The sequence below is a fragment of the Micromonospora sp. NPDC048835 genome, assembly GCF_040649995.1.
Classification (GTDB): domain Bacteria; phylum Actinomycetota; class Actinomycetes; order Mycobacteriales; family Micromonosporaceae; genus Micromonospora.
Window position 1 is genome coordinate 14,515 of the sequence record NZ_JBEZGM010000021.1, and the last position, 26,306, is coordinate 40,820.

Annotated in this window: 24 protein-coding genes; 22 read left to right on the forward strand and 2 right to left on the reverse strand. The window is 71.7% G+C overall.

All coding sequences use genetic code 11. From position 1 onward, the window contains the following. Positions 1-14: 14 nt before the first annotated feature. The 4 genes from AB0C15_RS23405 to mltG all read left to right on the forward strand — a co-directional run bounded on the left by AB0C15_RS23405 (position 15) and on the right by mltG (position 4,719). Complete coding sequence (locus AB0C15_RS23405; RefSeq protein WP_357355149.1) at positions 15-320, forward strand: hypothetical protein; 306 nt, start codon at positions 15-17, stop codon at positions 318-320. Then, on the forward strand, positions 317-2,995 hold the full coding sequence (alaS, locus tag AB0C15_RS23410) for an alanine--tRNA ligase (protein WP_357355151.1): 2,679 nt from the start codon (positions 317-319) through the stop codon (positions 2,993-2,995). The genes AB0C15_RS23405 and alaS overlap by 4 nt, the downstream gene beginning before the upstream one ends. Before the next feature lie 72 nt (positions 2,996-3,067). After that, complete coding sequence (ruvX, locus tag AB0C15_RS23415; protein ID WP_357355153.1) at positions 3,068-3,526, forward strand: Holliday junction resolvase RuvX; 459 nt, start codon at positions 3,068-3,070, stop codon at positions 3,524-3,526. Beyond that, positions 3,526-4,719, forward strand: coding sequence for an endolytic transglycosylase MltG (gene mltG / locus AB0C15_RS23420; protein ID WP_357355155.1), 1,194 nt, complete (start codon positions 3,526-3,528; stop codon positions 4,717-4,719). Before ruvX ends, mltG begins: the two co-directional genes overlap by 1 nt. 110 nt (positions 4,720-4,829) lie before the next feature. Here mltG and AB0C15_RS23425 read toward each other — a convergent pair whose 3' ends face one another. Further along, positions 4,830-5,261, reverse strand: coding sequence for a peptidoglycan-binding protein (locus tag AB0C15_RS23425; RefSeq protein WP_357355157.1), 432 nt, complete (start codon positions 5,259-5,261; stop codon positions 4,830-4,832). A 265-nt stretch (positions 5,262-5,526) separates the two neighbouring features. Between AB0C15_RS23425 and AB0C15_RS23430 the strand changes: the two genes are divergently transcribed. The 14 genes from AB0C15_RS23430 (at position 5,527) to AB0C15_RS23495 (ending at position 22,114) form a co-directional block, all read left to right on the forward strand. Beyond that, the gene (locus AB0C15_RS23430) at positions 5,527-6,357 is read left to right on the forward strand and encodes a shikimate dehydrogenase (protein WP_357355159.1); all 831 of its coding nucleotides are present in this window, start codon (positions 5,527-5,529) and stop codon (positions 6,355-6,357) included. Between the two features lie 248 nt (positions 6,358-6,605). Continuing rightward, positions 6,606-8,312: a glycoside hydrolase gene (locus AB0C15_RS23435; RefSeq protein ID WP_357355161.1), complete on the forward strand. Its 1,707-nt coding sequence runs from the start codon at positions 6,606-6,608 to the stop codon at positions 8,310-8,312. 221 nt (positions 8,313-8,533) lie between these two features. Further along, a complete protein-coding gene (locus AB0C15_RS23440; RefSeq protein WP_357355163.1) occupies positions 8,534-10,471 on the forward strand; it encodes a hypothetical protein in 1,938 nt (645 codons plus the stop codon). A 128-nt stretch (positions 10,472-10,599) separates the two neighbouring features. Continuing rightward, the gene (locus tag AB0C15_RS23445; protein WP_357355165.1) at positions 10,600-11,118 is read left to right on the forward strand and encodes a DapH/DapD/GlmU-related protein; all 519 of its coding nucleotides are present in this window, start codon (positions 10,600-10,602) and stop codon (positions 11,116-11,118) included. After that, positions 11,111-12,709: a lipopolysaccharide biosynthesis protein gene (locus tag AB0C15_RS23450; RefSeq protein ID WP_357355167.1), complete on the forward strand. Its 1,599-nt coding sequence runs from the start codon at positions 11,111-11,113 to the stop codon at positions 12,707-12,709. The genes AB0C15_RS23445 and AB0C15_RS23450 overlap by 8 nt, the downstream gene beginning before the upstream one ends. A gap of 113 nt (positions 12,710-12,822) precedes the next feature. Continuing rightward, positions 12,823-14,070, forward strand: a complete 1,248-nt coding sequence (locus tag AB0C15_RS23455) for an O-antigen ligase family protein (RefSeq protein WP_357355314.1) — start codon at positions 12,823-12,825, stop codon at positions 14,068-14,070. Further along, positions 14,067-15,698, forward strand: a complete 1,632-nt coding sequence (locus tag AB0C15_RS23460) for a lipopolysaccharide biosynthesis protein (RefSeq protein WP_357355169.1) — start codon at positions 14,067-14,069, stop codon at positions 15,696-15,698. The genes AB0C15_RS23455 and AB0C15_RS23460 overlap by 4 nt, the downstream gene beginning before the upstream one ends. An 8-nt stretch (positions 15,699-15,706) precedes the next feature. Next, complete coding sequence (locus AB0C15_RS23465; protein ID WP_357355316.1) at positions 15,707-16,609, forward strand: sulfotransferase domain-containing protein; 903 nt, start codon at positions 15,707-15,709, stop codon at positions 16,607-16,609. Next, a complete protein-coding gene (locus AB0C15_RS23470) occupies positions 16,606-17,868 on the forward strand; it encodes a hypothetical protein (RefSeq protein ID WP_357355171.1) in 1,263 nt (420 codons plus the stop codon). The genes AB0C15_RS23465 and AB0C15_RS23470 overlap by 4 nt, the downstream gene beginning before the upstream one ends. 215 nt (positions 17,869-18,083) lie before the next feature. Continuing rightward, a complete protein-coding gene (locus tag AB0C15_RS23475) occupies positions 18,084-18,563 on the forward strand; it encodes a UDP-N-acetylglucosamine--LPS N-acetylglucosamine transferase (RefSeq protein ID WP_357355173.1) in 480 nt (159 codons plus the stop codon). Further along, positions 18,560-19,234 (forward strand): glycosyltransferase, encoded by a 675-nt coding sequence (locus AB0C15_RS23480; protein WP_357355175.1) that lies wholly within the window; start codon positions 18,560-18,562, stop codon positions 19,232-19,234. The genes AB0C15_RS23475 and AB0C15_RS23480 overlap by 4 nt, the downstream gene beginning before the upstream one ends. Further along, a complete protein-coding gene (locus AB0C15_RS23485; protein ID WP_357355177.1) occupies positions 19,231-20,154 on the forward strand; it encodes a glycosyltransferase in 924 nt (307 codons plus the stop codon). Before AB0C15_RS23480 ends, AB0C15_RS23485 begins: the two co-directional genes overlap by 4 nt. 278 nt (positions 20,155-20,432) lie before the next feature. Further along, positions 20,433-21,611, forward strand: coding sequence for a chorismate synthase (gene aroC / locus AB0C15_RS23490; RefSeq protein WP_357355179.1), 1,179 nt, complete (start codon positions 20,433-20,435; stop codon positions 21,609-21,611). Then, positions 21,611-22,114 (forward strand): shikimate kinase, encoded by a 504-nt coding sequence (locus AB0C15_RS23495; RefSeq protein WP_357355181.1) that lies wholly within the window; start codon positions 21,611-21,613, stop codon positions 22,112-22,114. Before aroC ends, AB0C15_RS23495 begins: the two co-directional genes overlap by 1 nt. 155 nt (positions 22,115-22,269) lie before the next feature. Here AB0C15_RS23495 and AB0C15_RS23500 read toward each other — a convergent pair whose 3' ends face one another. After that, the gene (locus AB0C15_RS23500) at positions 22,270-22,998 is read right to left on the reverse strand and encodes an alpha/beta hydrolase (protein WP_357355183.1); all 729 of its coding nucleotides are present in this window, start codon (positions 22,996-22,998) and stop codon (positions 22,270-22,272) included. 79 nt (positions 22,999-23,077) lie between these two features. Here AB0C15_RS23500 and AB0C15_RS23505 point away from each other — a divergent pair, with 79 nt between their 5' ends. From AB0C15_RS23505 to efp, 4 genes are all read left to right on the forward strand, one after another. Beyond that, complete coding sequence (locus AB0C15_RS23505) at positions 23,078-24,076, forward strand: YafY family protein (protein WP_357355185.1); 999 nt, start codon at positions 23,078-23,080, stop codon at positions 24,074-24,076. A gap of 10 nt (positions 24,077-24,086) precedes the next feature. Next, positions 24,087-25,166: a 3-dehydroquinate synthase gene (aroB, locus tag AB0C15_RS23510; protein WP_357355187.1), complete on the forward strand. Its 1,080-nt coding sequence runs from the start codon at positions 24,087-24,089 to the stop codon at positions 25,164-25,166. Between the two features lie 56 nt (positions 25,167-25,222). Next, positions 25,223-25,648 (forward strand): type II 3-dehydroquinate dehydratase, encoded by a 426-nt coding sequence (gene aroQ / locus AB0C15_RS23515; protein ID WP_357355189.1) that lies wholly within the window; start codon positions 25,223-25,225, stop codon positions 25,646-25,648. Between the two features lie 87 nt (positions 25,649-25,735). Then, positions 25,736-26,293, forward strand: coding sequence for an elongation factor P (gene efp, locus AB0C15_RS23520; RefSeq protein ID WP_007458344.1), 558 nt, complete (start codon positions 25,736-25,738; stop codon positions 26,291-26,293). Positions 26,294-26,306 lie beyond the last annotated feature (13 nt).

The following is a 26,306-nucleotide window of genomic DNA, read 5'->3' on the forward strand; positions in this document are numbered from 1 at the left end:
GGAGGTAGCGAGACATGAGGCGCTTGTTCTGGCTCGGCATCGGGGTGGCCGTCGGTGTGGTCGTGGTCCGCAGGGTGACCCGGACCGCGCAGGCGTACACACCGGCGGGTATCGCCAGCTCGCTGACGGAATCCGCTGGCGGGCTCGTCGAGTCGCTGCGTAGTTTCGTGGAGGACGTCCGGGTCGGGATGGCCGAACGCGAGCAGGAGATCCACCACGCGTTCGCCCACGGTGAGGCGTTCGACGATCAGTTCGCCGACCTGCGGGAGGACCCGCGGATCGGCGATCGAGAAATCTTTCCGGAGGAACACCAGCGATGAAGACGGCGGAGATCAAGCGGCGGTACCTCGCGCACTTCGAGGCGAATGGCCACACCGTGGTGCCGTCCGCTCCGCTGCCCGCCATCAGCGATCCGAACCTGTTGTTCGTCAACGCCGGCATGGTGCAGTTCGTGCCGTACTTCCTGGGTCAGCAGACGCCCGCGTACCAGCGGGCGGTGAGCGTGCAGAAGTGCATTCGCACCCCGGACATCGACGAGGTCGGCAAGACCAGCCGGCATGGCACGTTCTTCCAGATGAACGGCAACTTCTCCTTCGGCGACTACTTCAAGGCGGGCGCGATTCCGCTGGCCTGGGAGTTGTCGACGAAGCCGATCGCCGAGGGTGGTTACGGGCTGGATCCGGAGCGGATCTGGCCGACGATCTACCTCGACGACGACGAGGCGTACGAGATCTGGCGGTCGGTGGGGGTGCCGGCGGAGCGGATCGTGCGTCGGGGCAAGGCGGACAACTTCTGGTCGATGGGCATTCCCGGGCCGTGCGGTCCGTCGTCGGAGCTGTTCTACGACCGGGGTCCGGAGTACGGGCGTGAGGGTGGTCCGGCGGTCGACGAGGACCGCTACATGGAGTACTGGAACCTCGTGTTCATGCAGTTCGAGCGGGGTCCGGGAACGACCAAGGAGGACTACCCGATCCTTGGTGACCTGCCGGCGAAGAACATCGACACCGGCATGGGCCTGGAGCGGATGGCGTCGATCCTGCAGGGTGTGGACAACCTGTACGAGATCGACGAGGTCCGGCCGATCCTGGCCCGGGCGGCCGAGCTGACCGGGAAGCGGTACGGCGCGCACTCGGGTCATGTGGCGAGTGAGTCGCACCCGGACGACGTGCGGTTGCGGGTCATCGCGGACCACGTGCGGACGGCGTTGATGCTGATCGGCGACGGGGTGACCCCGTCGAACGAGGGCCGTGGGTACGTGCTGCGGCGGATCATGCGTCGGGCGATCCGGTCGATCCGGCTGTTGGGCTGGCAGGAGCGGGCGCTGCCCGAGTTGCTGCCGGTGGCGCGGGACTGCATGGCCCCGTCGTACCCGGAGCTGGCGAGCGACTTCGACCGCATCGCGGACTACGCGTACGCGGAGGAGGAGGCGTTCCTGTCGACCCTGCGCGCGGGCACCACGATCCTGGACACGGCGATCGCGGAGACCCGTACGGCGGGCGGCAGTTCGCTGTCGGGGGCGAAGGCGTTCCAGCTGCACGACACGTACGGCTTCCCGATCGACCTGACCCTGGAGATCGCCGCGGAGCAGGGCCTCAGCGTCGACGACGAGGGTTTCCGGCGGTTGATGGCCGACCAGCGGACCCGGGCGAAGGCGGACGCGCAGGCGCGCAAGACCGGCCACGTCGACCTGTCGGCGTACCGGTCGGTGCTCGACGCGGGTGGCCCGGTGACGTTCACCGGGTACAGCGAGGTGTCCCGGGAGTCGACGGTGCGGGCGCTGCTCGGCGCCGACGGCCCGCGCCAGGCGGCGACCGAGGGCGACACCATCGAGCTGGTGCTGGACACCACCCCGTTCTACGCCGAGGGCGGTGGGCAGCAGCCCGACCAGGGCATGATCACGGTTGGCGGCGGGCAGGTCGAGGTGCTCGACGTGCAGCAGCCGGTGCCCGGCCTGATCGTGCACCGCGCCCGGGTGATCCGGGGCGAGGTCCGTGCCGGTGAGGCCGGCTTCGCCGAGATCGACACGACCCGTCGTCGGGCGATCTCCCGGTCGCACACCGCCACGCACCTGGTGCACCAGACCATGCGTAACTTCCTCGGTGAGTCGGCCACGCAGGCCGGGTCGCTGAACGCCCCCGGTCGGCTCCGGTTCGACTTCAACACCCCCACCGGGGTGTCGCCGAGCGTCCTGCACGACGTCGAGCAGCAGGTCAACGAGGTGCTCCTGGCCGACCTGGAGGTGCACGCCTTCATCACCTCGTTGGACGAGGCGCGGAAGATCGGCGCGATGGCGCTCTTCGGCGAGAAGTACGGCGAGGAGGTGCGGGTCGTCGAGGTGGGCGACTACGCCCGGGAGCTGTGCGGCGGCACGCACGTGGCCCGCTCGGCGCAGCTCGGCCTCGTGAAGATCCTCTCCGAGTCGTCGATCGGTTCCGGTGTCCGCCGGGTCGAGGCGCTCGTCGGTATGGACGCCTTCGGCTTCCTGGCCAAGGAGCACCTGTTGGTCTCCCGGTTGGCCGAGCTGTACCGGGTGCCCAACGACCAGGTCGCCGACCGGGTGGAGCAGACCGTCACCCAGCTCCGCGACGCGGAGAAGGAGCTGGAGAAGCTGCGCGCCCAGCTGGTGCTCGGCGGCGCGTCGGCGCTGGCGGCGCAGGCCAAGGACGTGCACGGGGTCGCGTACGTGGGCACCGAGGCGCCGGAGGGCGCGGCCGGCAACGACGTTCGCACGCTGGCCCAGGAGATCCGCGGCAAGATCGACCCGGCGCGGCCGGCGGTCGTCGCGGTGGCGTCCCGGTCGAACGGCAAGGCGTCGCTCGTGGTGGCGGTCAACGGGGCGGCGCGCAGCCGGGGCCTGGCGGCGTCGGATCTGGTGAAGGCGGCGTTCTCGGGGCGCGGCGGTGGCAGCCCCGACCTGGCCCAGGGCGGCGGTCTGCCGGCCGGCGAAGCGCCGAAGCTGCTGCTCACCGTCGAGAAGGCGATCACTGAGGCGTGATGAACCATCACTGTCAGCCAGGGCGGGCCATTTGGTCCGCCCTGGTTCGTACCCGCCCGGCGGTGACCGTCGGTGGCTGAGTTCACGCGCGGTGTGCGGATCGGCGTGGACGTCGGTCAGGTGCGGGTGGGTGTCTCCCGCTCGGATCCGGACGGGATCCTGGCAACGCCGCTGGTCACCCTGGCCCGCGACCTCACGGCGGCGCCGGAAGCGGTGCCGAGCGACCTCGCCGAGCTGGCCGCGTTGGTGGCCGAACATGAGGCCGTCGTGGTCGTCGTCGGCCTTCCGGTCAATCTCGCCGGCAAGCACGGCCCTGCGGCCGTCCATGTGAAGGCGTACGCTGACCGACTGGTCGATGTGATAGCGCCTGTCCCGGTAACGCTCACTGACGAGAGGATGTCGACCGTGGTCGCTTCTCGTAGGCTTGCCGAGCGTGGCGTCCGAGGTAAACGTCAACGTGCGGTTGTCGATCAGGCGGCCGCGGTGGAGATCCTGCAGAGCTGGCTGGACGCGCAGCGGAGGCGGACGTAATGATCGACGATCTGGATCTTGGGTTCGACGAGCCGGAGCGGGGGGAGAAGGGCCGGCACCGGCGCGGTTTCCGCAAGCGCAACGGCAGGTCCGGCGGCGGCCGGGGCAAGACATTCCTGGCTCTGCTGATGGCTCTGCTCCTGTTGGGCGGCATCGGCGGTGGCGCGTTCTACGGCTTCGACCGCATCCAGAACTACTTCGTCACCCCCGACTACGACGGCAGCGGGGCCGGTGAGATCACCGTCGAGATCAAGAGCGGCGCGCTGCTCGCCGACATGGCCGACGCCCTCGTGGCGGCCGACGTGGTGAAGAGCCAGAAGGCCTTCATCGAGGCGGCCGAGGCCAACTCCCGCAGTAAGAACATCCAGCCGGGCACGTACAAGCTGCGCAAGCAGATGAGCGGCGCGAACGCGGTGACCGCGATGCTCGACCTCAAGAACAAGATCGTCAACGGGCTGACCATCCCCGAGGGCCGCACCAGCTTCAACATCTACAAGCTGCTCTCCGAGAAGACCAAGATCCCGGTCAAGAACTTCCAGGCCGCCGCGAAGGACCCGGAGAAGCTCGGCGTCCCGGACTGGTGGTTCAAGCGCGGCGACGGCAAGAAGAGCGTCAAGTCCATTGAGGGTTTCCTCTTCCCGGACACGTACGAGATCCCGCCGAAGTCCACCGCCGAGAGCATCCTGAAGCTGATGGTGAACCGTTTCCTCTCGGTGACTGGGGAGATGAAGTTCGCCGACCGGGTGCAGGAGGAGCGCAAGGTCAGCCCCTACGAGGCGCTTATCGTGGCGTCCCTCGCGCAGGCCGAGGCCGGCAACAAGGACGACCTGGGCAAGGTCGCCCGGGTGGCCTACAACCGGGCGTACGGCGAGTTCCCGTGCAACTGCCTGGAGATGGACGTCACGGTCAACTACTACCTGGAGTCGATCGGCAAGCCGACCAAGTCGTCCAAGCAGATGACGGCGGCCGAGCTGGACGACGAGAAGAACCCGTACAACCGCAAGCTGCGCGGCATGATCCCCACCCCGATCAACAACCCGGGCAAGCAGGCCCTCGAAGGGGCGATGGACACGCCGACCGGCAAGTGGCTCTACTTCGTGGCGATCGACAAGGAGGGCCACTCCGCGTTCGCCGAGGACTACCAGCAGCACCGGCGCAACGAGGACAAGGCTCGGGAGGCCGGCATCATCTGACCGGCCGGGTAACGCGTAAAGGCTCCCTTTCCATTGCGGCGCCAATTGTGGTCGCCATCGGAAAGGGAGCCTTTGCGTTTCGGCTTCGACGCGCAATTACCGCGTCATCGTCAGTGACTCGTGCCGGTCCACGTGCCGGTGCGCGGGTTGAGGAACGTCCACACGCCGTTGCTGTTCTGCTTTCGCAGACCGAACGTGCGGTTGTAGCCGTAGTAGAAGTACCCGGTCTGGGTGCTCGTGTCGAAGCCCGTGTTGCGGTTGACCCCGCCGTACGCCTTGCCCCAGGTCTGCGGCCCGACGGAGCCGTCGATGCCGATGTTCATCACGTCCTGCCAGGTCCTGGTCTTGGCGGCGGTGTTGGAGCCGAACTCACCGTCGATGAAGCTGGTGCCGACGGTGCCGCTCAGGTCGTCGGCCCAGATGATGGCCTGCCAGAGCCGCACGATGTTGCCGGCGCGTACGCAGGAGCTGGAGGTGCACAGCTGGTGGTTGTCCGACCAGCTGCCCGCTGCCGCGTCCGCCTTGGCGGGCGCGCCGATCATCAGTGAAAGGCTGAAGGCCGCGGCAATTGCGATCAGGGTACGCAGAATGCGTTTGTTCAAGGTTCCCCCCATTTTCAGATCGGTCGTACCGTCGCCGGAAATGCTTCCACCCCCATCGATAAGCGTCAAGCTCTTGCCGCCCTCAGGCGTGGCTAGAAGCGGTCGGTCTCTGGTGGCTCGACCTGCCGGCTGGGTAGGGTCGATCCGAGGGGCCGGGAGGGCGGAGAGTGATGCGACACGCGGCAGCAGCGCTGGGTGGTGCGAGGTGACCGAGGCGACCCGTCGGGCCGCGGTGCTGGGCAAGCCGATCGCGCACTCCCTCTCCCCGGTGATTCACACTGCGGGTTACGTGGCCGCCGGGCTGACCGGGTGGTCGTACACCCGGATCGAGTGCGCGGCGGCGGAGCTGCCGGATCTGGTCGCCGGCCTGGGCCCGGAGTGGGCCGGATTGTCGGTGACCATGCCGGGCAAGGAGGCAGCGCTCGCCGTGGCCGACGCCGCGTCGCCGGTCGCCGCCGCCGTCGGCGCGGCCAATACGTTGGTACGCCGTCCGGACGGCTCCTGGTACGCGGACAACACCGATGTCGCCGGCATGGTGCGGGTGCTCACCGACGCCGGCGTGGCCGCTGGCGCCGCCGTGACGGTGCTCGGCGCCGGCGGGACGGCCCGCGCCGCGCTCGCGGCGGCGGCGGAGCTGGCCTGCTCGTCAGTGACGGTGGTGGCCCGTCGACCGGAGGCGGTCGAGGAGCTGCGTCCGGTGGCCGAGGCGCTGGACGTCGAGCTGACGCCCGCGCCATGGGGCGACGCGCCCCGGCGGCTCGCCACCGCGGACGTGGTCTTGTCCACGGTGCCGAAGGGGGTCGCCGACCCACTGGCCGGTGCGGTGGCCTGGCGGCCGGGCGCGGTGTTCTTCGACGCGCTCTACGACCCGTGGCCAACGCCGTTGGCGACCGCCGCCGACGCGGCTGGCTGCCGGATCGTCTCCGGTCGGGATCTGCTGCTGGCCCAGGCGGTCGGGCAGTTCGAGCAGTTCACCGGCGTGCCCGCGCCGAGAGAGGCGATGGCCGCCGCGCTGGCTGCCGCTCGCGCCGCCTGACGGACTGAACAGGCAGCCGCGATGTCCTGGAGGCCGGCAGCTCCCACGGGTCCGTTGACTCCGCGCGTGCTCGATGGGCAAGGTGTGTGGCGGGTTTCGGTCGTGCCTGTGGTCGGAGGCCCTGATCTGCCTAAGGCGGTTTCTTAGCTCACGGTTAAGACGCGCTTACGGAAAACTGTCCTCCTCACGACGTGCCCTGGTCATCGATACGCTGCTCACCGTTACGGACGCAGACACAAGGAGTTTCCTTGACCAGGCACGGACTGCACCGCATCGCCCGGCTCCGTTCCGGACCCCGGCGTAAGGCGATTGCCATCGGGGTGGTGGGCGGCACGGTGGTGGCCGGCATCGTGGCGACCATGATGCCGCTGCTGGCCAGCGACGACCTGTCGATCCGCGCGGCGGCGGACAGCACCGCGACCGCGGTGTCCCAGGACGGTGACAACGCGGCCAAGACGACCCTCGCCACCTGCGCGACCCGGTGCGACGGCAACCCGCGTGGCGCCCGCCAGGCGGTCATCGAGTTCGCGGTGTCCACCGTTCCGGCAGCCGCGGTCAACATCCGGGCGACGCTGCGGGTGCACTCCTGGCAGCAGTTCGCCGCCACGGTGACGGCACACGCCTCGCCGCTGAGCGCCCGTGAGTCGCGGCCCCCGCTGACGTCGGCCGGCGCGGCACTGGACAGCGTGACGAGCGTGTCCAAGGGCCTCAACGAGTGGGACGTCTCCAAGCTGGTCACCGGCAACGGCACCTGGACGGTCTCGCTCGCGCAGAGTGGCCTGGAGAGCCGGATCTACTGGGCGTCGGTCGAGCACCGCAACCCGGACCTGCGGCCCAGCCTGCTGATCAGCTACGACCTCGGGGCGAAGCCGTCGTCGGCGCCGACCACCCGGCCGGCTCCACCGCCGTCACCGAGTGCGCCGCCGACCACCGCGGCGCCGACGCCGTCGCCGACGGTCGCGCCGACCCGGACCCCGACCCCCAGCCCCAGCGGCACCCTTCCGGTCGGCAAGTGCGGGTCCGTCTCGAACAAGCTCGTCCCGTCCTGCGGAGCCTGGTGGGGCATGTACTCGCCCGCCGGGGCAGCCGGCGGCTGGGACCACGGCAAGGCAGTCGCCGACGTGGAGGCGCAGGTCGGGCGCAAGTTCGACATCGTGCACCGCTACCACGACTTCTCCAACGCCGGCAGCAACGGCGCCTTCCCCGACGCGTACGAACAGCAGCAGATGCGCGAGGGTCGGCTGATGTTCTTCGCCTGGGAGTCCCGTGACTTCTCCGCCGGCACCACCCTCAAGTGGTCGGATGTCTACGGTGGCAAGCAGGACGGCACCATCGACGCGGTCGCCGGCCGGATCAAGGCCGCCGGGGTGCCGGTCTTCATCGGTTTCGACCACGAGCCGGAGGACGAGCCGAACAAGGGCAGCGACGCCGACTTCGTCCGGGCCTGGCGCTACGTGCACGCGCGGTTCGCCAACGCGGGGGCGACGAATGCGGTCTGGGTCTGGACGATGATGGGCTGGTCCGGGCACTACTCCCGGTACGCCGGGCTGTACCCGGGTGACCAGTACGTCGACTGGGTCGCCTACGACCCGTACAACTTCCACGTCTGCAACGGCAGCACGGTCTGGAAGAGCCCGAGCACCACCGTCGGTGGCTTCTACAGGTGGCTTGACGACAACGGCATCGGCGCCGGCAAGCCCCGGATGCTCGCCGAGTTCGGCACCAACTTCGACGCCGCCGACCCGAGCGCCAAGCAGCGCTGGTTCCAGGAGTTCCCGGCGGCGCTGAAGGCACACCCGAAGATCAAGGCGGCCATCTACTTCAACTCGGCCGGTATGACCAGCCGCACGTCGACCTGTGACATGACGATGAACCACGACGCGTCGGCGGTGGCCGGCTTCGCGAAGGCGGGGCAGGACCCCTACCTGCGGCAGCCCACCGGAGGTAGCCGCTGACGACCTAGTTGGGCTGACGGAACGGCGTTCGCCGGGGGTCGGACAACCGATCCTCCGGCGTTCTGTCGGCTTGCGGATTCATGCACCGCCCAATCGGCGGATTTTGTTTACCAGGCTGGACGAGGCACGCTACCTCGGGTTCTCATCCAATCTGGAGGCGCAGCGTGCCCAAACTCTCGCACTTGTGGCGTTCCGCAGGACGTCGTCGTACTCGGGCGGGGATGGTCGCGTTGGCGATCATCGCCGCAGCTCTGGGCGTGCCCACGACCGCGTCGGCCGCGGTGGTACCGGTTCCGGCGACGGCGACCCTGGTGTCGGCGAATCCCGCCGACACGACCCCGCACGCGCGAGACGGTGAGACGCGTGCCTTCGCGCAGGTGGGCAACACGGTCTTCGTCGGCGGCAGCTTCACCCAGCTCCGGCAGACCGCCAGCTCCGCGTGGGTCACCCAGCGCTACCTCTTCGCGTACGACCGGACCAGCGGCACGATGTCGACCACGTTCCTGCCGGTGCTCGACGGCGCGGTCAACACCCTGATCGCCGGTCCCGGCGGCACGCTGATCGTCGGCGGCGCCTTCAAGAACGTCAACGGCGTCTCCCGGAAGAACCTGGTGGCGCTCAACCCGTCCACCGGCGCGATCGTCGACAGCTGGGTCGGGCGCTCGGACGGCGGCACCGTCCGTGACCTGGCGCTGGACGGCAACTGGCTGTACGTGGCCGGCGCGTTCAACTGGCTCAACGGCACCGCGCACTCCGGCCTCGGCCGGCTCAACGCGACGACCGGCGCGATCGACCCGACCTTCAGCATCGACGCCACCGTGGGGCGGCACAGCACCACGTCGTACGTCTGGACCATCGACGTCGCACCGGACGGCGACACCCTCGTCGTCGGCGGCAACTTCACGCTCGTGAACGACCTGCCGCGCAACCAGATGGCGTTGGTGGACGTCTCCGGGACCCCCACGGTGCTCGACTGGAGCACCGACAAGTTCGTCCCGCCGTGCGCGTCGCCGACGACGTTCGTGCACTACGTGCAGGACGTGAAGTTCGGCGGCGACGGTAGCTGGTTCGTGGTCGGCACCAACGGTGGCGCCGGCTGGCCGGCCGCGTACTGCGACGCCCTGGTCCGTTTCGAGACCGCCGCGCGCGGCAGTGGCCTGCTCGCCACCTGGGTCGACTACACCGGCAACGACACCATCACCTCGGTCGAGGTGGCCGACAACGTCATCTACCTGGGTGGGCACTTCCGCTGGGTCAACAACCCGAACGCCAGCGACAACGCGGGCCCGGGCGCGGTCGACCGACTCGGCATCGCCGCCGTCTCGCCGGCGACCGGCATGCCGGTGAACTGGAACCCGCGCCGCAGTGGCAGCGCCTCGATGCCGTCGGGCACCAGCACCTGGGGTTCCTCGGTGCCGGTGCTGTGGCGCGGCTCGGACGGCCTCTACTTCGGGCACAACTCCGACGGCATGGGCGAGGAGTACCACGGCCGGCTCGGCATGTTCCCGCTCGCCGGCGGGCGTACCTTCACCGCGAAGAACCCGCCGTCGGCGACCACCGGCAACCTCTACCTGGGCACGGCCTCGGGCACCGTGGCGAAGGTGCCGTTCAACGGCACCGAGCTGGGCACCGCGACAAGCGTCAGCCAGCCCACGTACACGGCGGCCGGCGCGACCTGGCGGGTGGACGACCGGATCTACTGGTCACACACGGTGGCCGGCACGCCCACCGGCAGCCGGATCGACGTCTCGCTCTTCAACGGCGGCGCGATCGGCTCGCCGTGGGAGGCGTCCGGCTACAACGACTGGTACAACCCGGCGTTGCTGACCGGCGCGTTCTTCCTCGACGGTCGGCTCTACTACACCCGGACCGGGGCCAACAACCTGTACTACCGCTACTTCGAGATCGACGGCAACTACCTCGGCGCCACCGAGTTCACCCTGCCGACCAGTGGGGTGACCTGGTCCGCCGTTCGAGGTATGGCCTGGGTGGGTGGCCGGATCGTCTACGGCTCCACCGACGGCGCGCTGCGTAGCGTGCCGTTCGACCCGACCGCCGCCCCGACGGCGGTGGTCAACGGCACCACGGCGACAGTCATCAGCAGCGCGACGCCCGAGTTGTCCTGGTCTACCCCATCGACATTCTTCTCCGTACAGTAAGGGTCAACCGTTCGTAACGGAGCATCGGTAGATTGTTCACGTTGGGCCGGTGGCGGGTACCACCGCCGCCGGCCCGCGACGGTGGGGGAGGGTCGTTGCTCGGCGCCGCTGGCATCCGAACGAGACGCGTGGTGCGTCTGGTCTTCGCGGTCAAACGTGGCTGGTATCAGCTCCGTTACCGGCGGCTGACACTCGGTCGGGACGTCGAGATCCGCGGCCGGATCCGGTTACGGCGAGGTGTGCGGGTGACCATCGGTGACCGCACCCGGTTGAACAAGCTCGTCCGCTTCGCGGGCCCCGGCGAGGTTCGCGTCGGCGCGGACTGTCTGCTCAACGCCACCTGGATCGGCACCTGGACGTCGGTGACGGTCGGAGACAGGTGCCTGCTGTCGGACTGCGAGCTGCTCGACAACGACTTCCACAACCTGCCGCCCGAGCAGCGGCACGCGCCGCCCAGCCCGCTCACCCGTGCCCCGATCGTCCTCGAGGACAACGTCTGGGTCGGTGCGCACGCCCTGGTCCTGAAGGGCGTGCGGGTCGGCCGGGACAGCGTCGTCGGCGCCGCGACGGTGGTCCGCACGGACGTGCCCCCCGGCGTCGTGGTCGTTGGCAATCCTCAACAGACGGTGAAGAAGTTCCATGACTGATGCAGCGCCCGGCTCCTGGCCCACGGACGGCCCGTCCGCCGGCACCTCGCGCGCCGTGACACTTACCGACCTGCTTCAGGTGCCGATGCACCGGTTGCGGTTGGTGGCGGCGGTCGCCATGGTCGGTCTGCTCGCCGCGCTGGGTTACGTGCTGCTGGTGCCCGCGGCGCAGACCGCGAGTGCCGTGGTCGCGGTCCGGCCGGTGGTGACCGACGCGTTCACCCCCAGCGGCGCGGGCGCCGACCGCGCGGTCAACATGAACGTGGAGAGCGGCATCGCCACCGGCACCGAGGTGGTGCAGCAGCTCGCCGAGTCGGCAGGCGGCGACCCACGGGACATCCGTGACGCGCTCGAGGTCGAGGTGCCCACCGGCGGGCAGATCCTGCGCTTCACCTACCAGGCGCGCGAGGCGCACCAGGCCGTGCAGAGCGCCAACCGGGCCGCCGAGGCCTATCTGAGCGTGCGGCGGACCATGTACGAGCAGCAGCGCGCCGAGATGCTGCGCTCCTACGACGCCAGCATCACCAAGGTCGCCGCGCAGCAGACCGCGTTGCAGAAGCGGGCGAACACCGCCAAGGACACCGCCGCCGGTGACGCGTTGGTGGCCGAGCTGGCCGGCATCAACAACCAGCTCACCCAGCTCAACGCCGCCCGTACCGAGATCGCGGCGGTCGACGTCAACCCCGGCTGGGTCACCCAGACCGCCGAGAAGGCGCTTGTCACCTCCGCCGGTCACCGGCCGCTCTACCTGGTCGCCGGCCTGCTCGGTGGTGCGCTCGTCGGCGTCGTGCTGGCGTACCTCTGGGAGTCGGCCGACCGGCGGGTCCGCTCGGTCGCCGACGGCCGCGACGCCTCCGGCCTCCCGCTGCTCGGTACGGTGCGCCGACCCGCGTTCCGGGGCAGTCCCCGGGCGGTCGACGCCGACGTCCGGTACGTGGCGATGGCGGTCGCCGAGCGGGTCCGGCAGCCCGCCCGGGTCGCGCTCGTCACCGCCCGGGAGGACGCTACGGCGCTCACCGCCGGGCTCGCCGTGGCGCTCGCCGTGGACGGTCGGGAGGTCTTCGTCGCCGACGACAGTGGCCGGATCGAGCGGCTGCGGGCCACCGTGCTCGCCGACCGGGGGCGGTTGCCCATCGACCCGTCCCGACCGTTGGTGCCCAAGCCCCGGCCGGCCGGCAGCACACCCGCCGCCGGTGCCGGCACGGACGGCACACCCGCCCGCCGACCCTCCCCGCACCCGCCCGGCGCCCGCCCGTCCACCGACCCGGACGCCACGCTGACGTTGCCGCGGGTGTCGTCGGCCCGCCCGGACAACGGCCGCGTCGTCGCTCCCGACGAGGTTGCCGTGGGTGTGGGCAGTGTCCGGTTCGGCACCTGGCGGCAGGGCGCGGACCACGGCCTGGTCCTGTTCAACGCCCCGCCGGCCGAGTCCGATGAGCGTGGCGTGGCCGTGGCCCGGCAGGGCAGCGCGGTGGTGGTCGTCGAGCGGGACCGCACCCGGCAGAGCGACCTGCGCCGCCTGGTGGAGCGACTCCGCGCCGCCGGCGTCACCCCGTTGGGCTTCGTGCTCACCAGGAACGGCCGGGCCTGAGCGTGTCGGTCACCCGCGCCCCGGCGACCGAACCACCGCCCGGAGGCGCCCCGGAGGAGGCCGGGCCGGTCGCCCCGCCCGCGCCGCCGTACCTGCCGCTCTGGCCGCTGTCGATGATGTTCGGCCTGGTGCCGCTCTGGTGGCTGCTCGGCGCGTTCTACCTCGGCTGGCCACTGCTGGGTGCGCTGCTGCTCGCGTTGCTGCTCACCCGGGGGCGCGTGCCACTGCCCCCGGCGGTTGGCATCTGGCTGCTCTTCCTGGCCATCGTGGTGGTCAGCGCGACCCAGCTGTCGTCGCCCGCGTCGCTGCTCACGTTCGCCCTGCGACTGGCCTTCTACCTGACCGCACTCGTGGTCGGCGTGTACGTCTACGCCGCCGCCCGGGAACGTGCCAGTCTGGTGGCGGTGCTCACCCCACTCTGCGCGTTCTGGTTCGGGTTGGTGGCGCTGGGCTGGCTCGGGGTGCTGCTGCCCCGGCTGGCCATGACGACCCCAATGGAGGTGCTGCTGCCCGGCGGGGTGGCCGGCACCCCGTTCATCCAGGACATGGTGCACCTCACCACCGCCGAGTACAGCGCCCGCTCGCTGAACCCGATCTACCGGCCGGCCGCGCCGTTCGCGTACACCAACAACTACGGCAGCGCGTACGCGATGACCCTGCCCTGCGTGGTGGCCTTCACCATGCTGCGCCGGCAGGGCGTGCTGCGCTGGGCGCTGCTGGCGTCGCTGCCGCTGTCGCTGGCCCCGGCGTTCCTCACCCTCAACCGGGCGATGTTCCTCAGCCTCGGCGCCGGGCTGGCGGTGCTCGGGGTGCGGGCCAGCCTGCGCGGCAACGTCCGGGTGGCCGCGTCCATCGTCGGGGTGGTGGTGATCGGCGGGTTGGCCACGCTGTTCATCCCGATCACCGAGCTGATCAACAAGCGGGTCGACTCCAGCGACACCAACACCGACCGCCTCTCGCTCTACACCGAGGTGATCCGCCGGGTGCAGGAGTCGCCGTGGCTGGGCTACGGCGCTCCGGTGAACGTCGACACCGTGTCGGCGGCCGCGCCGATCGGCACCCAGGGGCAGCTGTGGATGGTGCTGTTCAGTCACGGCGTACCCGCGTTGCTCTGCTTCCTGGCGTGGTTCGTCGCCGCCGCGGTGATCTGCGCGCGGGCGACGTCGGCGGCCGGGCAGTGGCTGGCGGTGGTGCCGGTGGTCTGCCTGGTGCAGATCCCGTTCTACGGCATGGCCAACCAGAACCTGGCGGTCGCGTTCTTCGCGGTCGCCTTCGCGATGGCGCTCACCGAACGTGAACGGTTGACCCGGTTGGTCGGGCCGCCACCGCCGGTCGTCCGGAACGCGGCGGTGCCCGCGTGACCGCCGCGACCCGACCGCCGGCCGGCGCCGACGAGGGCCGGCCGAGGCCCGGTCCCGCCGAGGGCTCGGCCACCTCCTCACCCGCCGGGGGCTCGGCCGAGACCCGCCGCAGCGCCCGTAGCGGAGTCGCGGGGCTGCTCGGCGCCGCCACCAGCGGGTTGTTCGGGTTCGTCCTGGCCGTCGTGATCACCAGGGGGTACGGCACGACCGGCGCGGGCGCGTTCTTCGCCGCGATCGGGGTCGTCACCGTGGCGACCGCGATCTGCACCCTCGGCGCGGAGACCGGCCTGATGTGGGCGCTGCCCCGGCGCAGCGCGGGGGTGCGCGGCGACGCGGCCCGGGTGCTCCCGGTGGCGCTGATCCCGCCGCTGCTGACCGCGCTCGTGGTCGCCGGCGCGGGCGTGCTGGCCGCCGACGCGCTCGCGCCCCGACTGCTCGGCGACTCCCTCGCCAACGGCGACGCGCTGCTCACCGCCACGTTCGCCGCGGTGCCGGTGGTCGTTGCGATGACCCTGCTGCTCGCCGCGCTGCGCTGCGTGCGGCCCATCCGGGCGTACGTCGGGGTGCAGTTCCTGCTGCTGCCGGTCGCCCGCCCGGTGCTTGTCGGCGCCGCCGCGCTGGCCGGCGGTGGCCTGCTCGCCGGCATGACCGGCTGGTTGGTGCCGGCGGCGTTGGCGCTGCTGGTCTGCCTCACCCTGGTCGCCGGCCCGCTCGGGCTGGGCCGCGGTGCGGCGCTGCGACCGCACCGCGCCGACTGGTCCACGTTCTGGCGCTTCGCGCTGCCCCGGGCCGCCTCGGCGGCGATCGACGCGGGCAACATGTGGGTGGGTGTGCTGCTCACCTCGGTGCTCGCCGGGCCGGCCGACGCCGGCGTGTTCGGCGCGGTCGGCCGGTACGTCCTTGCCGGCCAGTTGGCCATGCAGGGGCTGCGGGTGGCGGTGTCTCCCCAGTTGTCCCGGCTGCTCGGGCGGGGTGAGCGGGCCGCGGCGGCGGCCGTGCACCGGCAGTTGACCACCTGGGGCCTGGTGCTGTCCTGGCCGGTGTACCTGCTGCTGGCGGTCTTCGCGTTGGCCTTCCTGCAACTGTTCGGGCCGGAGTTCACCGCCGGTGTGCCGGCGATGACGGTGCTCGCGTTGGCGATGCTCGTCAACACCGGGGTGGGCAACGTGCAGAGTCTGCTGCTGATGGGCGGGCGCAGCGGGCTGCACCTGGTCGCCACCGTGGCCGGGCTGACGGTGACCGTCGCGCTGGGTCTCCTGCTGATCCCCCGCCACGGCGCGACGGGGGCGGCGGTGGCCTGGGCGGCGGGCATCGCCACCGAGAACCTCACCGCCGCCGGGTTCGCCCGGTCGGTGGTACGGGAGCCGCTGTTCGACGCGGGGATGGTTCGTGCCGCGGCGGCCACCGTCGTCGGCGTGGGCCTGGCCGCCGGTGCCGGCGTGCTGGTGGGCGGTCGTGGCCTGCCCGGCCTCGCGGTGGCGCTCGCGGTGCTGCTGGCCGGCTGCGTCGGCATGTTGACGTTGCCCCGGGTGCGCGCCGGCATCCGGGAGACCATGAGGCAGATCCGTGGAGGGGGCGACGCGGCCGCGGCCGGCGAGCCCACCCCGGCATCGACGAGAGGCAGGTGAGGTCCGTCGTGGTGTCCATCCGTGACCGGGTCAAGCAGTTGGTTCCGACCCAGGTGACCACCCGGGTGAAGGAGTCGCTTGTCGACTACGGCGTGCGCACCAGCGATCGCCGGCCACTGCCGGACTTTCTGATCATCGGGACCAAACGGGGTGGCACCACGTCCCTGTGGAACTACCTCATCCAGCACCCGCTGGTGCCCCGGCTCTTCCCCGCCTGGAACACCAAGTCGGCGCACTACTTCGAGGAGCACTGGGGGCGCGGCGAGTCCTGGTACCGCTCGCACTTCCCGACCGAACGGCAGCGCGAGGCCCTGGCCAAGCGGCACGGCGGGCCGGTCCGGGTGGGCGAGGCGGCCCCGCTGTACATGTTCCACCCGCTCGCCGCGCAGCGGGTTTCCGCGCTGATGCCGACGGTGAAGCTGATCGTGCTGCTGCGCGACCCGGTGGAGCGGGCGTACTCGCACTGGAAGGAACGCCGCACCCACGGCATCGAGCCACTGGACTTCGCCGCCGCCCTCGCCGCCGAGCCGGAGCGCACGGCGGGGGAGCGGGAACGGTTGATCGCCGAACCGGAGTCGTTCAGTGAGCCGTACGACTGGTACACGTACCGGGCCCGGGGGCGCTACCTGGAGCACCTGGAGCCGTGGCTGGAGCGCTTCGACTCCGAGCAGATCCTCTTCCTGCCCAGCGAGGACCTGTACCGCGACTCGCGTGCGACCTACCGGCGCACCCTGGACTTCCTCGGTCTGCCGGCGTACGAGCTGCCCAACTTCAAGGTCTACAACGATCGGCGCTCGGCACCGCTGGAGCCGACCGTGCGCGCCGAACTGACCGACTACTACCGGCCGTACAACGACGCGTTGCGGCAGCGGCTCGGGCTGGACCTCGACTGGGCGGACCGGTCGGCGTGACGACGCGGGAGGGCCCGGCCACCGACCCCCGCTCCCGGGAGGACGGACTGGGCTGGGTGAGCCGTGCCGTCTTCCCGGACGACCGGGTCGGCCTGACCGTGGCTGGCGCACCGCCGGCCGGTCACCGGACGGTGGCCCGGTACGCGGTGGTGCCGTCGATCGCCCGGGCCCGGTTCCTGGTGCCGCTTGGCGCACCCCGGGCCGGGGCGGCGTCCCTGCTGGCGTACAACGCGCTGCGGCCACCGAAGGTGCGCGCGCTGCGGGCGGTGCTCGGCGGGCTGGCCCGGTTCGGTCGGATGGGGCTCGCGCCCTTTCCGACGTTGACCGTCTCGGTGCCGGCCGGGGTGCCGGCTGCGGAGCTGCTGCTCAGCGAGCGGCTCACCAGCGAGCTGGGTGACACGTCGCTGCTGGCCGCGTTCGGGGTCCGCCCACCCGACCCGAACGGCAAGCCCACCCTGCAACTCTTCAGCGCCGACGGGCGTCCGCGGGGCTACGCGAAGATCGGCTGGAACGACGCGACCCGCGCGCTGGTCAGCGCGGAGGCGGCGGCGCTGCGGGCGTTGCGCGCGGTGGTCGGTGTCGCCGACCACCCGACCCCGCCGAGGCTGCTCACCGAGACATCGTGGGCGGGCCAGGTGGTGGCGGTGATCGAGCCGTTGCCACCGGCGGTACGCGGTGTGCCGGTGGACGACCCGCCACGGATCGCCGCGCTGCTCGCGGTAGCCCGCCGGGGCGGCCCGGCGGGCACACCTCGACCACTTGGCGACTCGAGCTTCCTGCGCCGGCTGGCTGATCTGGCCGGCCAGGCCGCCGCGACCGAGCCGGCCGGCGCGCGGGCGGTCGCCGCGGTCTCCGCGCTGGCCCGCCGGCATGGCGACACCAGTGTCGAGTTCGGTCACTGGCATGGTGACTGGGTGCCGTGGAACCTGGGCTGGCACGCCGGCCGGTTGGTCGCCTGGGACTGGGAGCACAGCGGGCCGGACGTGCCGGTCGGCTTCGACCTGGCGCACGACGCGTTCCAGCGGGCGCTCGTGCTGCGGGGGGAGCCGGCCGACGTCGCCGCGTCGGCCGTCGACGGGTACCTGGGCCGGCACGGCGAGCGGCTCGGCCTCGACGCGGCGCAGCGCCGGCTCGTCGCCGACGCGTACCTGGTGGAGATGTGGTTGCGGGCCTGGCGGCTCGCGAACGCCGGCGCGGGCTGGAACGGCGCACTGCATCCCGCGCTCTTGGACGTCATCGAGAAAAGACATAGCGGCTGATCTGGAGGAATCGCGGCCGTGGCGGCACGCCGCAGAGTGACGACAAAATCGCAGGTGGTGATGGCGATCGATGGAGTCTCGGCCGTTCGGTGCGCTGGACCGCCCGCTGCGGAGATCGTCGTCTCGGCCGGTCGCGCTATTCAACGACCGGGAATCGTGTGATCTGCTTCTGCGTGGCGTGAACTGAAATTCCAAGCGAACTTGTGGGGAGTCGCGTGGACACCAACAATGACGACAACGGTGCGCCGGTGCTGCTGCTGGTTGGCTCCAGCGGCGGCCATCTGGCCCAACTACTGGCCCTGCGGCCCTGGTACGAACAGTGGCGGCGCTGCTGGGTCACCTTCGACACTCCGGAGGCGGTCTCGCTGCTGACCGGCGAGGACCTGGTGCCGGCACACCACCCGACCACCCGCAACGTACCGAACCTGCTGCGCAACGCGCTGCTGGCCTGGCGGGTGCTGCGGGCGCGGCGGGTGGCCGCCGTGGTCACCACCGGCGCCGGGGTGGCGGTGCCGTTCGTGGTGCTGGCCCGGCTGCGGCGCATCCCGACCGTCTACATCGAGGTGTACGACCGGATCGACACCCCGACGTTGACCGCTCGGCTCTGCCGACCGTTCCTGTCCGCGATGCTCGTGCAGTGGGACGAGCAACGCCGCCAGTACCCCGAGGCGACAGTCGTCGGGACGCTGCTGTGACCGGGGAAGCGGGCACCGCCCGGCGTCCACAACCCCGACCCGGCACCGAGGCGGCCCGCCTGCCACGCCAGCGCGACAGCTCGGCGGTCGCCCAGCTCCACCTGCTGGTCGCGGTGGGGACCGACAAGCACCCCTTCGACCGGTTGGTGGACTGGTTGGCGCAGTGGCACGCGCAGACCGCCGGCCCGATCGGGCTGACCGTGCAGCACGGCCACACCACAGCGCCTCAACTGCCCGGCGCGGTGCCGTTCCTCGGCCACGACGCGTTGCAACAGGCGATGGCCGACGCGGACCTGGTGGTCTGCCACGGTGGTCCGGCGACCATCCTGGAGGCCCGCCGGCACGGCCACCTGCCCATCGTGGTGCCCCGCGACCCGGCTCGCGGCGAGCACGTCGACAACCACCAGATGCTCTTCGCCCGCCGGCTCGGCGCCGCCGGGCTGGTGGCGCTCTGCGAGACCCGGGAGGCGTTGCACGAGGCGCTTGCCGCCGGGGTGGCCGACCCATTGCGGTACGCGGTGGCCGCCGATCCGGAGGCACACGAGGCACAACGGGCGGCGGTGGCCCGGGTCGGGCAGATCGTCGACGACCTGGTGGCCCGCTCGACCCCGCGCCCAACCCGGTGGCGGAACTGGTCCCGGCCACGCCCGGGTACGAAGGAGATCCGATGACCCAGCAGTCGAGCGTCAGCGTCGTGGTGCCCACCCGGGACCGCCCCGAACTGCTGCGGGCCGCGGTGCGCGCGATCCTGGCCCAGGACCACGCCGGCCCGATCGAGGTCGTGGTGGTGTTCGACCAGTCCACGCCGGACGAGTCGCTGGCCGAGCTGGGCAGCGGCCCGACCCGCACGGTTCGGGTGATCAGCAACTCCCGTACCCCCGGGTTGGCGGGTGCGCGCAACAGCGGCACCGTCGCGGCCGAGGGTGAGCTCGTCGCGTTCTGCGACGACGACGACGAGTGGCTGCCCGGCAAGCTGGCCGCCCAGGTCGACGCGCTGGCCGGCGACCCGGGCGCCGAATTCGTCTGCTGCGGCATCCGCGTCACCTACGACGGGCACACCGTCGACCGGGTTCTCGACAAGGACCGGATCACCCTGGACGACCTGCTGCGCGACCGGATGACGGAGCTGCACCCGTCGACCTTCCTGATCCGCGCGGCCGCGCTGCGCGACGGGTTCGGGCTCGTCGACGAGGAGATCCCGGGCAGCTACGCGGAGGACTACGAGTTCCTGCTCCGGGCCGCGCGCAGCGCGCCGCTGATCAACCTGCGGACGCCGTCGGTGCTGGTCCGCTGGCACAAGCGTTCATACTTCGCGCAGCGCTGGGACACCATCTCCGAGGCGTTGCAGTGGCTGCTGGAGCGTTATCCGGAGTTCGCAGGTCAACCGGCCGGCGAGGCCCGGGTGGCCGGGCAGATCGCGTTCGCCCAGGCCGCCTCCGGTGACCGCCGAGGCGCGCTGCGCTGGGCCCGGCGCACCCTGCGGAGCAACCCCCGCGAGCCGCGCGCGTACCTGGCCCTCGCCGTCGCCGGTCGGGTGGTCCGCGCCGACGCGGTGCTGCGCACCCTGCACAAGCGCGGTCGGGGAATCTGAGCCCGCGCCCACCCGGCGCCGCGCGGTCGTCGCGCCGCCGGCGGGTGCGGGACGGTGTCGCCTCGGCGGGTGCAGAGCAAAGGTCGCGTCGGTGGGTGCGGGACGGTGTCGCCTCGGCGGGTGCAGAGCAAAGGTCGCGTCGGTGGGTGCGGAGCGGTGTCGCCTCGGCGGGTGCAGAGCAAAGGGAAACGACCGGGTGGGCCGGCGGTGGCGTCCGCAGGGCGGGACGCCGTGGGGAGCGTGCCGCGACGGTGGCGGGCCGTGACAGACTGACCGCTGTGTTGCGCTGGCTGACTGCAGGTGAATCGCACGGTCCCGCCCTCGTCGCCATGGTGGAGGGGGTGCCGGCCGGCATCGAGGTGACCACCACCGTGATCGCCGACGAGCTGGCCCGTCGGCGGCTGGGCTACGGCCGGGGCGCCCGGATGTCGTTCGAGCGCGACGAGGTCGAGGTGCTCGGCGGCCTGCGGCACGGGGTGACCCTGGGCAGCCCGGTGGCGATCCGGGTCGGCAACTCCGAGTGGCCGAAGTGGCAGACCGTGATGGCCGCCGACCCGGTCGACCCCGACGAGTTGGCCCGGCAGGCCCGCAACGCCCCGCTGACCCGCCCCCGGCCGGGCCACGCCGACCTGGCCGGCATGCAGAAGTACGGCCACACCGACGCCCGGCCGATCCTGGAGCGCGCCAGCGCACGGGAGACCGCCGCCCGGGTGGCCGTCGGCACCGTCGCCAAGGCGCTCATCCGGCAGGCGCTCGGCATCGAGATCGTCTCGCACGTCGTCGAGCTGGGCCCGGTGGCCGCGAAGCCCGGGCTGCGGCCCACCCCGTCCGACGCCGCGCGGATCGACGCCGACCCGCTGCGCTGCCTCGACCCGGAGGCCAGCGCCCTGATGGTCGCCGAGGTCGATGCCGCGAAGAAGGCCGCCGACACCCTCGGCGGCGTGGTCGAGGTGCTGGCGTACGGGGTGCCGCCGGGCCTGGGCAGCCACGTGCAGTGGGACCGCAAGCTCGACGCCCGGCTGGCCACCGCGCTGATGTCCATTCAGGCGATCAAGGGTGTGGAGATCGGCGACGGCTGGCAGCAGGCGCGCTCCCGTGGCTCGGAGGCGCACGACGAGATCATCCCGTCGGCCACCGGCGTCCGCCGCGTCACCGACCGGGCCGGTGGGCTGGAGGGTGGCATCACCACCGGTGAGCCGCTGCGGGTCCGCGCCGCGATGAAGCCGATCTCCTCGCTGAACCGGGCCCTGGCCACCGTGGACGTCACCACCGGCGAGCCGGCCACCGCGATCAACCAGCGCTCCGACGTCTGCGCGGTGCCGGCCGCGGCGGTCGTCGCCGAGGCGATGGTCGCGCTTGTGCTCGCCGAGGCGGCCACCGAGAAGTTCGGCGGAGACTCGGTCACCGAGATGCGCCGCAACCTGGCCGGCTACCTCGACGCGCTGGTCATCCGCTGATGGCACCTGTCGTCGTGCTCGTCGGCGCGCCCGGCTGCGGCAAGACCACCGTCGGGCGGGCCCTCGCCGGCGCCCTCGGCGTGGAGTTTCGCGACACCGACACCGACATCGAGCAGATGGCCGGCAAGCCCATCCCGGAGATCTTCATCGACGAGGGTGAGGCGCACTTCCGTACCCTGGAGCGGGCCGCCGTGGCCGCGGCGCTTGCCGGCGGCACGGGCGTGCTCGCCCTCGGCGGCGGCGCGGTGCTTGCCGAGGAGACCCGGGCGGCCCTGATCGGGCACCGGGTGGTGCACCTCTCGGTCGAGCTTCCCGACGCGGTCAAGCGGGTCGGGCTCGGCGCCGGCCGGCCGCTGCTCGCGCTCAACCCACGGGCCACCCTCAAGCACCTGCTCGACCAGCGCCGGCCGCTCTACGCCGAGGTGGCCACGGAAACGGTGGTCACCGACGGCCGCACCCCGGCCGAGGTCGTCGCCGACCTCGCCGCCCTGCTCCCGCGCTGACGCCCGCGCGGAGGGCGCCCCCGCCCCAACCCCGTCGATCATGGAGTTGTGGTGGGGGACGAAATGCCCGTGGACCCGCAAACCTGGCACCACAAGTCCATGATCGACGGGGGGCAGGCTCGGCAGCCGGACCCGCAGGGGCGGGGCGGGGGTGCTCAGGTGCGGGTGATCAGGTCCAGGACGTCGGCTAGGGCCTTTGGCTCGCTGAGCATCGGCCAGTGTCCGGTGGGCAGCTCATGGAGTTGGCCGTCGGCCAGACCGGTGAAGAACGGGTGCTCCTCCCTGATCATCTGCCGCACCAGGGTGAGCGGGAAGGTGCTGGCGACAAGCGCGGTCGGCACCGGGCGCCCACCGGTACGGCGGACCGGGTCGGTGGCGGCCCTCAGCGGCTGCGGGGTGGCCCGGGCCCGCAGCAACGCGAGCGTCGGCTCGTCCAGGCCGGCCAGGTTCGTCGGGTCGGCGGCCGGGTCCCAGGCCGGCGGCGGCAGCAGGTGCCCGGTGCCGATCGCGGCGCGCAACCGCTGCTGCTCCTCCGGCGGCACCGTGTCGAACTGCGCCGTGCCGTCCGGCAACGGCCCACTCTCCACGTAGACGACCCGGGCGATCCGGTCCGGGATCCGGTCCGCAGCCTGAGCGACAGGCATGCCGCCGCCGGAGTGCCCGACCAGCAGCACGTCGCGTAGGTCCTCGACCTCGAGCAGTCGGACGATGTCGGTGGTGTGCGTGTCCAGGCCGATCTCCGGGCCGGCGAGGTGGTCCCGCTCGGCCAACCCGGTCAGCGTCATCGGGTACACCTCGTGGCCCTGCGCGCGCAGGGTGGCGGTCACGTCCCGCCACGCCCAGGCGCCCAACCAGAACCCCGGCACCAGCACGAATGTCGCCATCTGTCGCTCCTTCTCTCGGGTACCGACAGACCGTACGATCGAAACCGGACAGAATCCGCCCGGTTTGAAGGAGTGGCCGGTGTCACATCCCGCGGGTCGGGTGCTGGCCCTTCTCGAACTGCTGCAGACCCGGCACCTGTCGACGGCCGCCGAGCTGGCCGGCCAGCTCGGGGTGGACGAGCGGACCGTGCGCCGGTATGCGAGCACGCTTGTCGAGCTGGGCATCCCGGTGACCGCCGACCGGGGCCGCCACGGCGGCTACCGGCTGCACTCCGGATACAAGCTGCCACCGCTGATGCTCACCGACGACGAGGCGGTGGCCGTGCTGCTCGGTCTCGTCGTCGCCGAACGGGTCGGGCTCGCCACCGAGCAGCCCGCCACCGCCACCGCGCTGGCGAAGATCCGCCGGGTGCTGCCGGCGGCGCTCGCCGACCGGCTCGCCGCCGTCCAGGAGCACCTCGGCTTCACCCTGCGTCGCCCGGAGCAGGAGCGCGGCCCGGCGTCGGCGACCCTGCTCGCGTTGGCCTCGGCCGCCCGGCACCGGCAGCGGGTGGCACTGGACTACCGCTCCTGGCGGGGCGAACAGTCGCACCGCGAGCTGGACCCGTACGGGCTGGTCTTCCACGCCGGCCGTTGGTACGTCACCGGCCACGACCACCGGCGCGGGGAGATCCGCACCTTCCGGCTGGACCGGATCGGCGCGGTGACGCCCGGCCGGGGGACGTTCACGGTGCCGGACGGCTTCGAGGCGGTGGCCTGGGTGACCCGGTCGCTGGCCGGGGTGCCGTACGCACACGAGGTGGAGGTCGTGCTGGAGACCGATCTGGTCGCCGCCCGCCGCCGCATTCCGCCGAGCGTGGCCGAGTTGAGCGCCACCACCGACGGGGTGCTGCTGCGGGCCCGAGCGGAGAGCCTGCCCGGGATGGCGGCGCTGCTCGCCGGGCTGGGCTGCCCCTTCACCGTGCGGCACCCGGACGCGCTGCGCGCCGAGGTGGCCGCGCACACCCGCCGGTTGGCGGACTGGGCCACCCGGCCAGCAGGTGGACAGCTGCCGTCGCCGCGCCGCCCGCTGGACTAGGCTGCCGGCGATGGACGAGGTGACCCGGATTCCGGTCGGCGGCGAGCGGCCGTACGACGTCTTGGTGGGACGTGATCTGCTGGGTGCGCTGCCTGGCCTGCTGCCCGGCGCGACGCGGGCGGCGGTGCTGCACGCGCCTCCGCTCAAGGCCCTCGCGGACGCGCTCGGCGAGCGGCTGCGCGCCGCCGGCGTCGAGCCACTGCCGATCGAGGTGCCCGACGCCGAGTCGGGCAAGCACATCGATGTCGCCTCCGCCTGCTGGGACCGGCTCGGCGCGGCGGGCTTCACCCGTACCGACGCGGTGGTCGGGGTGGGCGGCGGCGCGGTGACCGACCTGGCCGGCTTCGTCGCGGCCTGCTGGTTGCGGGGTGTGCGCTGGGTGCCGGTGGCGACCTCGCTGTTGGGCATGGTCGACGCCGCGGTGGGCGGCAAGACCGGTATCAACACGGCCGCCGGCAAGAACCTGGTCGGCGCGTTCCACCCACCGGTCGGGGTGTTGGCCGACCTGGCGACGCTCGACAGCCTCCCCGCGGTCGACCTGGCTGCCGGGTTGGCCGAGGTCGTCAAGTGCGGTTTCATCGCCGACCCGACGATCCTGGATCTGGTCGAGAACGACCCGGTGGCCGCCACCGATCCCGGTGGGCCGGTGAGCCGGGAGCTGATCGAGCGGGCGATCCGGGTCAAGGCCGACGTGGTCTCCGGCGACCTGCGCGAGTCGGGCCTGCGGGAGGTGCTCAACTACGGCCACACCCTGGCGCACGCCATCGAGCAGAACGAGGGCTACCGCTGGCGGCACGGCCACGCCGTTTCCGTCGGTCTGGTGTACGCGGCCACGCTGGCCCGCCTCGCCGGGCGGCTGGACGCGCCGACCGCCGACCGGCACCGGGTCACGTTGGGCGCGCTGGGCCTGCCGGTGAGCTACCCGGCCGACGCCTGGCCGCAGTTGCTGGCCGCGATGCGGGTGGACAAGAAGGCCCGGGGCGCTCGGCTGCGCTTCGTGGTGCTGGACGGGCTGGCCCGCCCGGCGATGCTCGAGGGTCCGGACGACGCGTTGCTGGAGGCCGCCTACCGCGAGGTGGCAACCTCGTGAGCGCGAGGAGTGAGCAGGGTTTGCGAGCCCCGCAGTCGCGAACGGAAGAGAGCGCCGTGAAGGTCTACGTCCTGAACGGGCCGAACCTCAGTCGGTTGGGCACCCGCGAGCCCGACGTGTACGGCGCGAGCACCTACCGGGACCTGGTGGCGCTCTGCGAGGCCACCGGCCGGGAGTTGGGGCTGGAGGTGACGGTCCGGCAGACCGACGCCGAGCACGAGCTGCTCGGCTGGCTGCACACGGCGGCCGACGAGGGCGCCGCCGTGGTGCTCAACCCGGCTGCCTGGTCGCACTATTCGATCGCGGTACGGGACGCGTGCGCCATGTTGCGGGGGCCGCTGGTGGAGGTGCACATCTCCAACATCCACACCCGTGAGGAGTTCCGGCACCATTCGGTGGTGTCGGCGGTGGCGACCGGAGTGATCTGCGGTCTGGGCATTGACGGCTATCGTCTCGCCCTGCACCATCTGGCCACCCGCTGAGGGCCCGCCCCGAGCGGGGGGCCGGGCGATTCGACGCAGCTAGTAGACTCTCAGGGTCTGTCCGCCAATTGATGATCAAGGCAGGAAATGGCCTCCACCAACGACCTCAAAAACGGCCTGGTACTCAACCTGGATGGCGAGCTCTGGGCCGTCGTCGAGTTCCAGCACGTCAAGCCCGGTAAGGGTGGTGCATTCGTGCGCACCACGCTGAAGAACGTGCTGTCCGGGAAGGTGGTCGACAAGACCTTCAACGCGGGCACCAAGGTCGAGACCGCGACCGTTGACAAGCGCACGATGCAGTACCTGTACGCCGACGGTGAGGACTTCGTCTTCATGGATCTGGAGACCTTCGACCAGATCACCGTGCCCGGCGGCACCGTCGGTGAGGCAGCCAACTACCTGCTGCCCGAGGCGGAGGCGACCGTCGCCCAGCACGAGGGTGTGCCGCTCTACATCGAGCTGCCCACGAGCGTCGTGCTGGAGGTCACCTACACCGAGCCGGGCCTGCAGGGCGACCGTTCGACCGGCGGCACCAAGCCGGCGACGGTGGAGACCGGGGCGACCGTTCCGGTCCCGCTGTTCATCACCACCGGCGAGAAGATCAAGGTCGACACCCGCGACGGCCGTTACCTCGGCCGCGCCTGATGGCTGAGGGTTC

Coding starts and splice junctions, on each gene's coding strand:
- AB0C15_RS23485 (WP_357355177.1), top strand. CDS start 19,231: ATGACCCAGCAGTCGAGCGTCAGCGTCGTGGTGCCCACCCGGGACCGC.
- AB0C15_RS23440 (WP_357355163.1), top strand. CDS start 8,534: ATGGTCGCGTTGGCGATCATCGCCGCAGCTCTGGGCGTGCCCACGACC.
- AB0C15_RS23455 (WP_357355314.1), top strand. CDS start 12,823: ATGATGTTCGGCCTGGTGCCGCTCTGGTGGCTGCTCGGCGCGTTCTAC.
- efp (WP_007458344.1), top strand. CDS start 25,736: ATGGCCTCCACCAACGACCTCAAAAACGGCCTGGTACTCAACCTGGAT.
- AB0C15_RS23405 (WP_357355149.1), top strand. CDS start 15: ATGAGGCGCTTGTTCTGGCTCGGCATCGGGGTGGCCGTCGGTGTGGTC.
- AB0C15_RS23500 (WP_357355183.1), bottom strand. CDS start 22,998: ATGGCGACATTCGTGCTGGTGCCGGGGTTCTGGTTGGGCGCCTGGGCG.
- alaS (WP_357355151.1), top strand. CDS start 317: ATGAAGACGGCGGAGATCAAGCGGCGGTACCTCGCGCACTTCGAGGCG.
- mltG (WP_357355155.1), top strand. CDS start 3,526: ATGATCGACGATCTGGATCTTGGGTTCGACGAGCCGGAGCGGGGGGAG.
- AB0C15_RS23425 (WP_357355157.1), bottom strand. CDS start 5,261: ATGATCGGCGCGCCCGCCAAGGCGGACGCGGCAGCGGGCAGCTGGTCG.
- AB0C15_RS23450 (WP_357355167.1), top strand. CDS start 11,111: ATGACTGATGCAGCGCCCGGCTCCTGGCCCACGGACGGCCCGTCCGCC.
- AB0C15_RS23495 (WP_357355181.1), top strand. CDS start 21,611: ATGGCACCTGTCGTCGTGCTCGTCGGCGCGCCCGGCTGCGGCAAGACC.
- aroB (WP_357355187.1), top strand. CDS start 24,087: ATGGACGAGGTGACCCGGATTCCGGTCGGCGGCGAGCGGCCGTACGAC.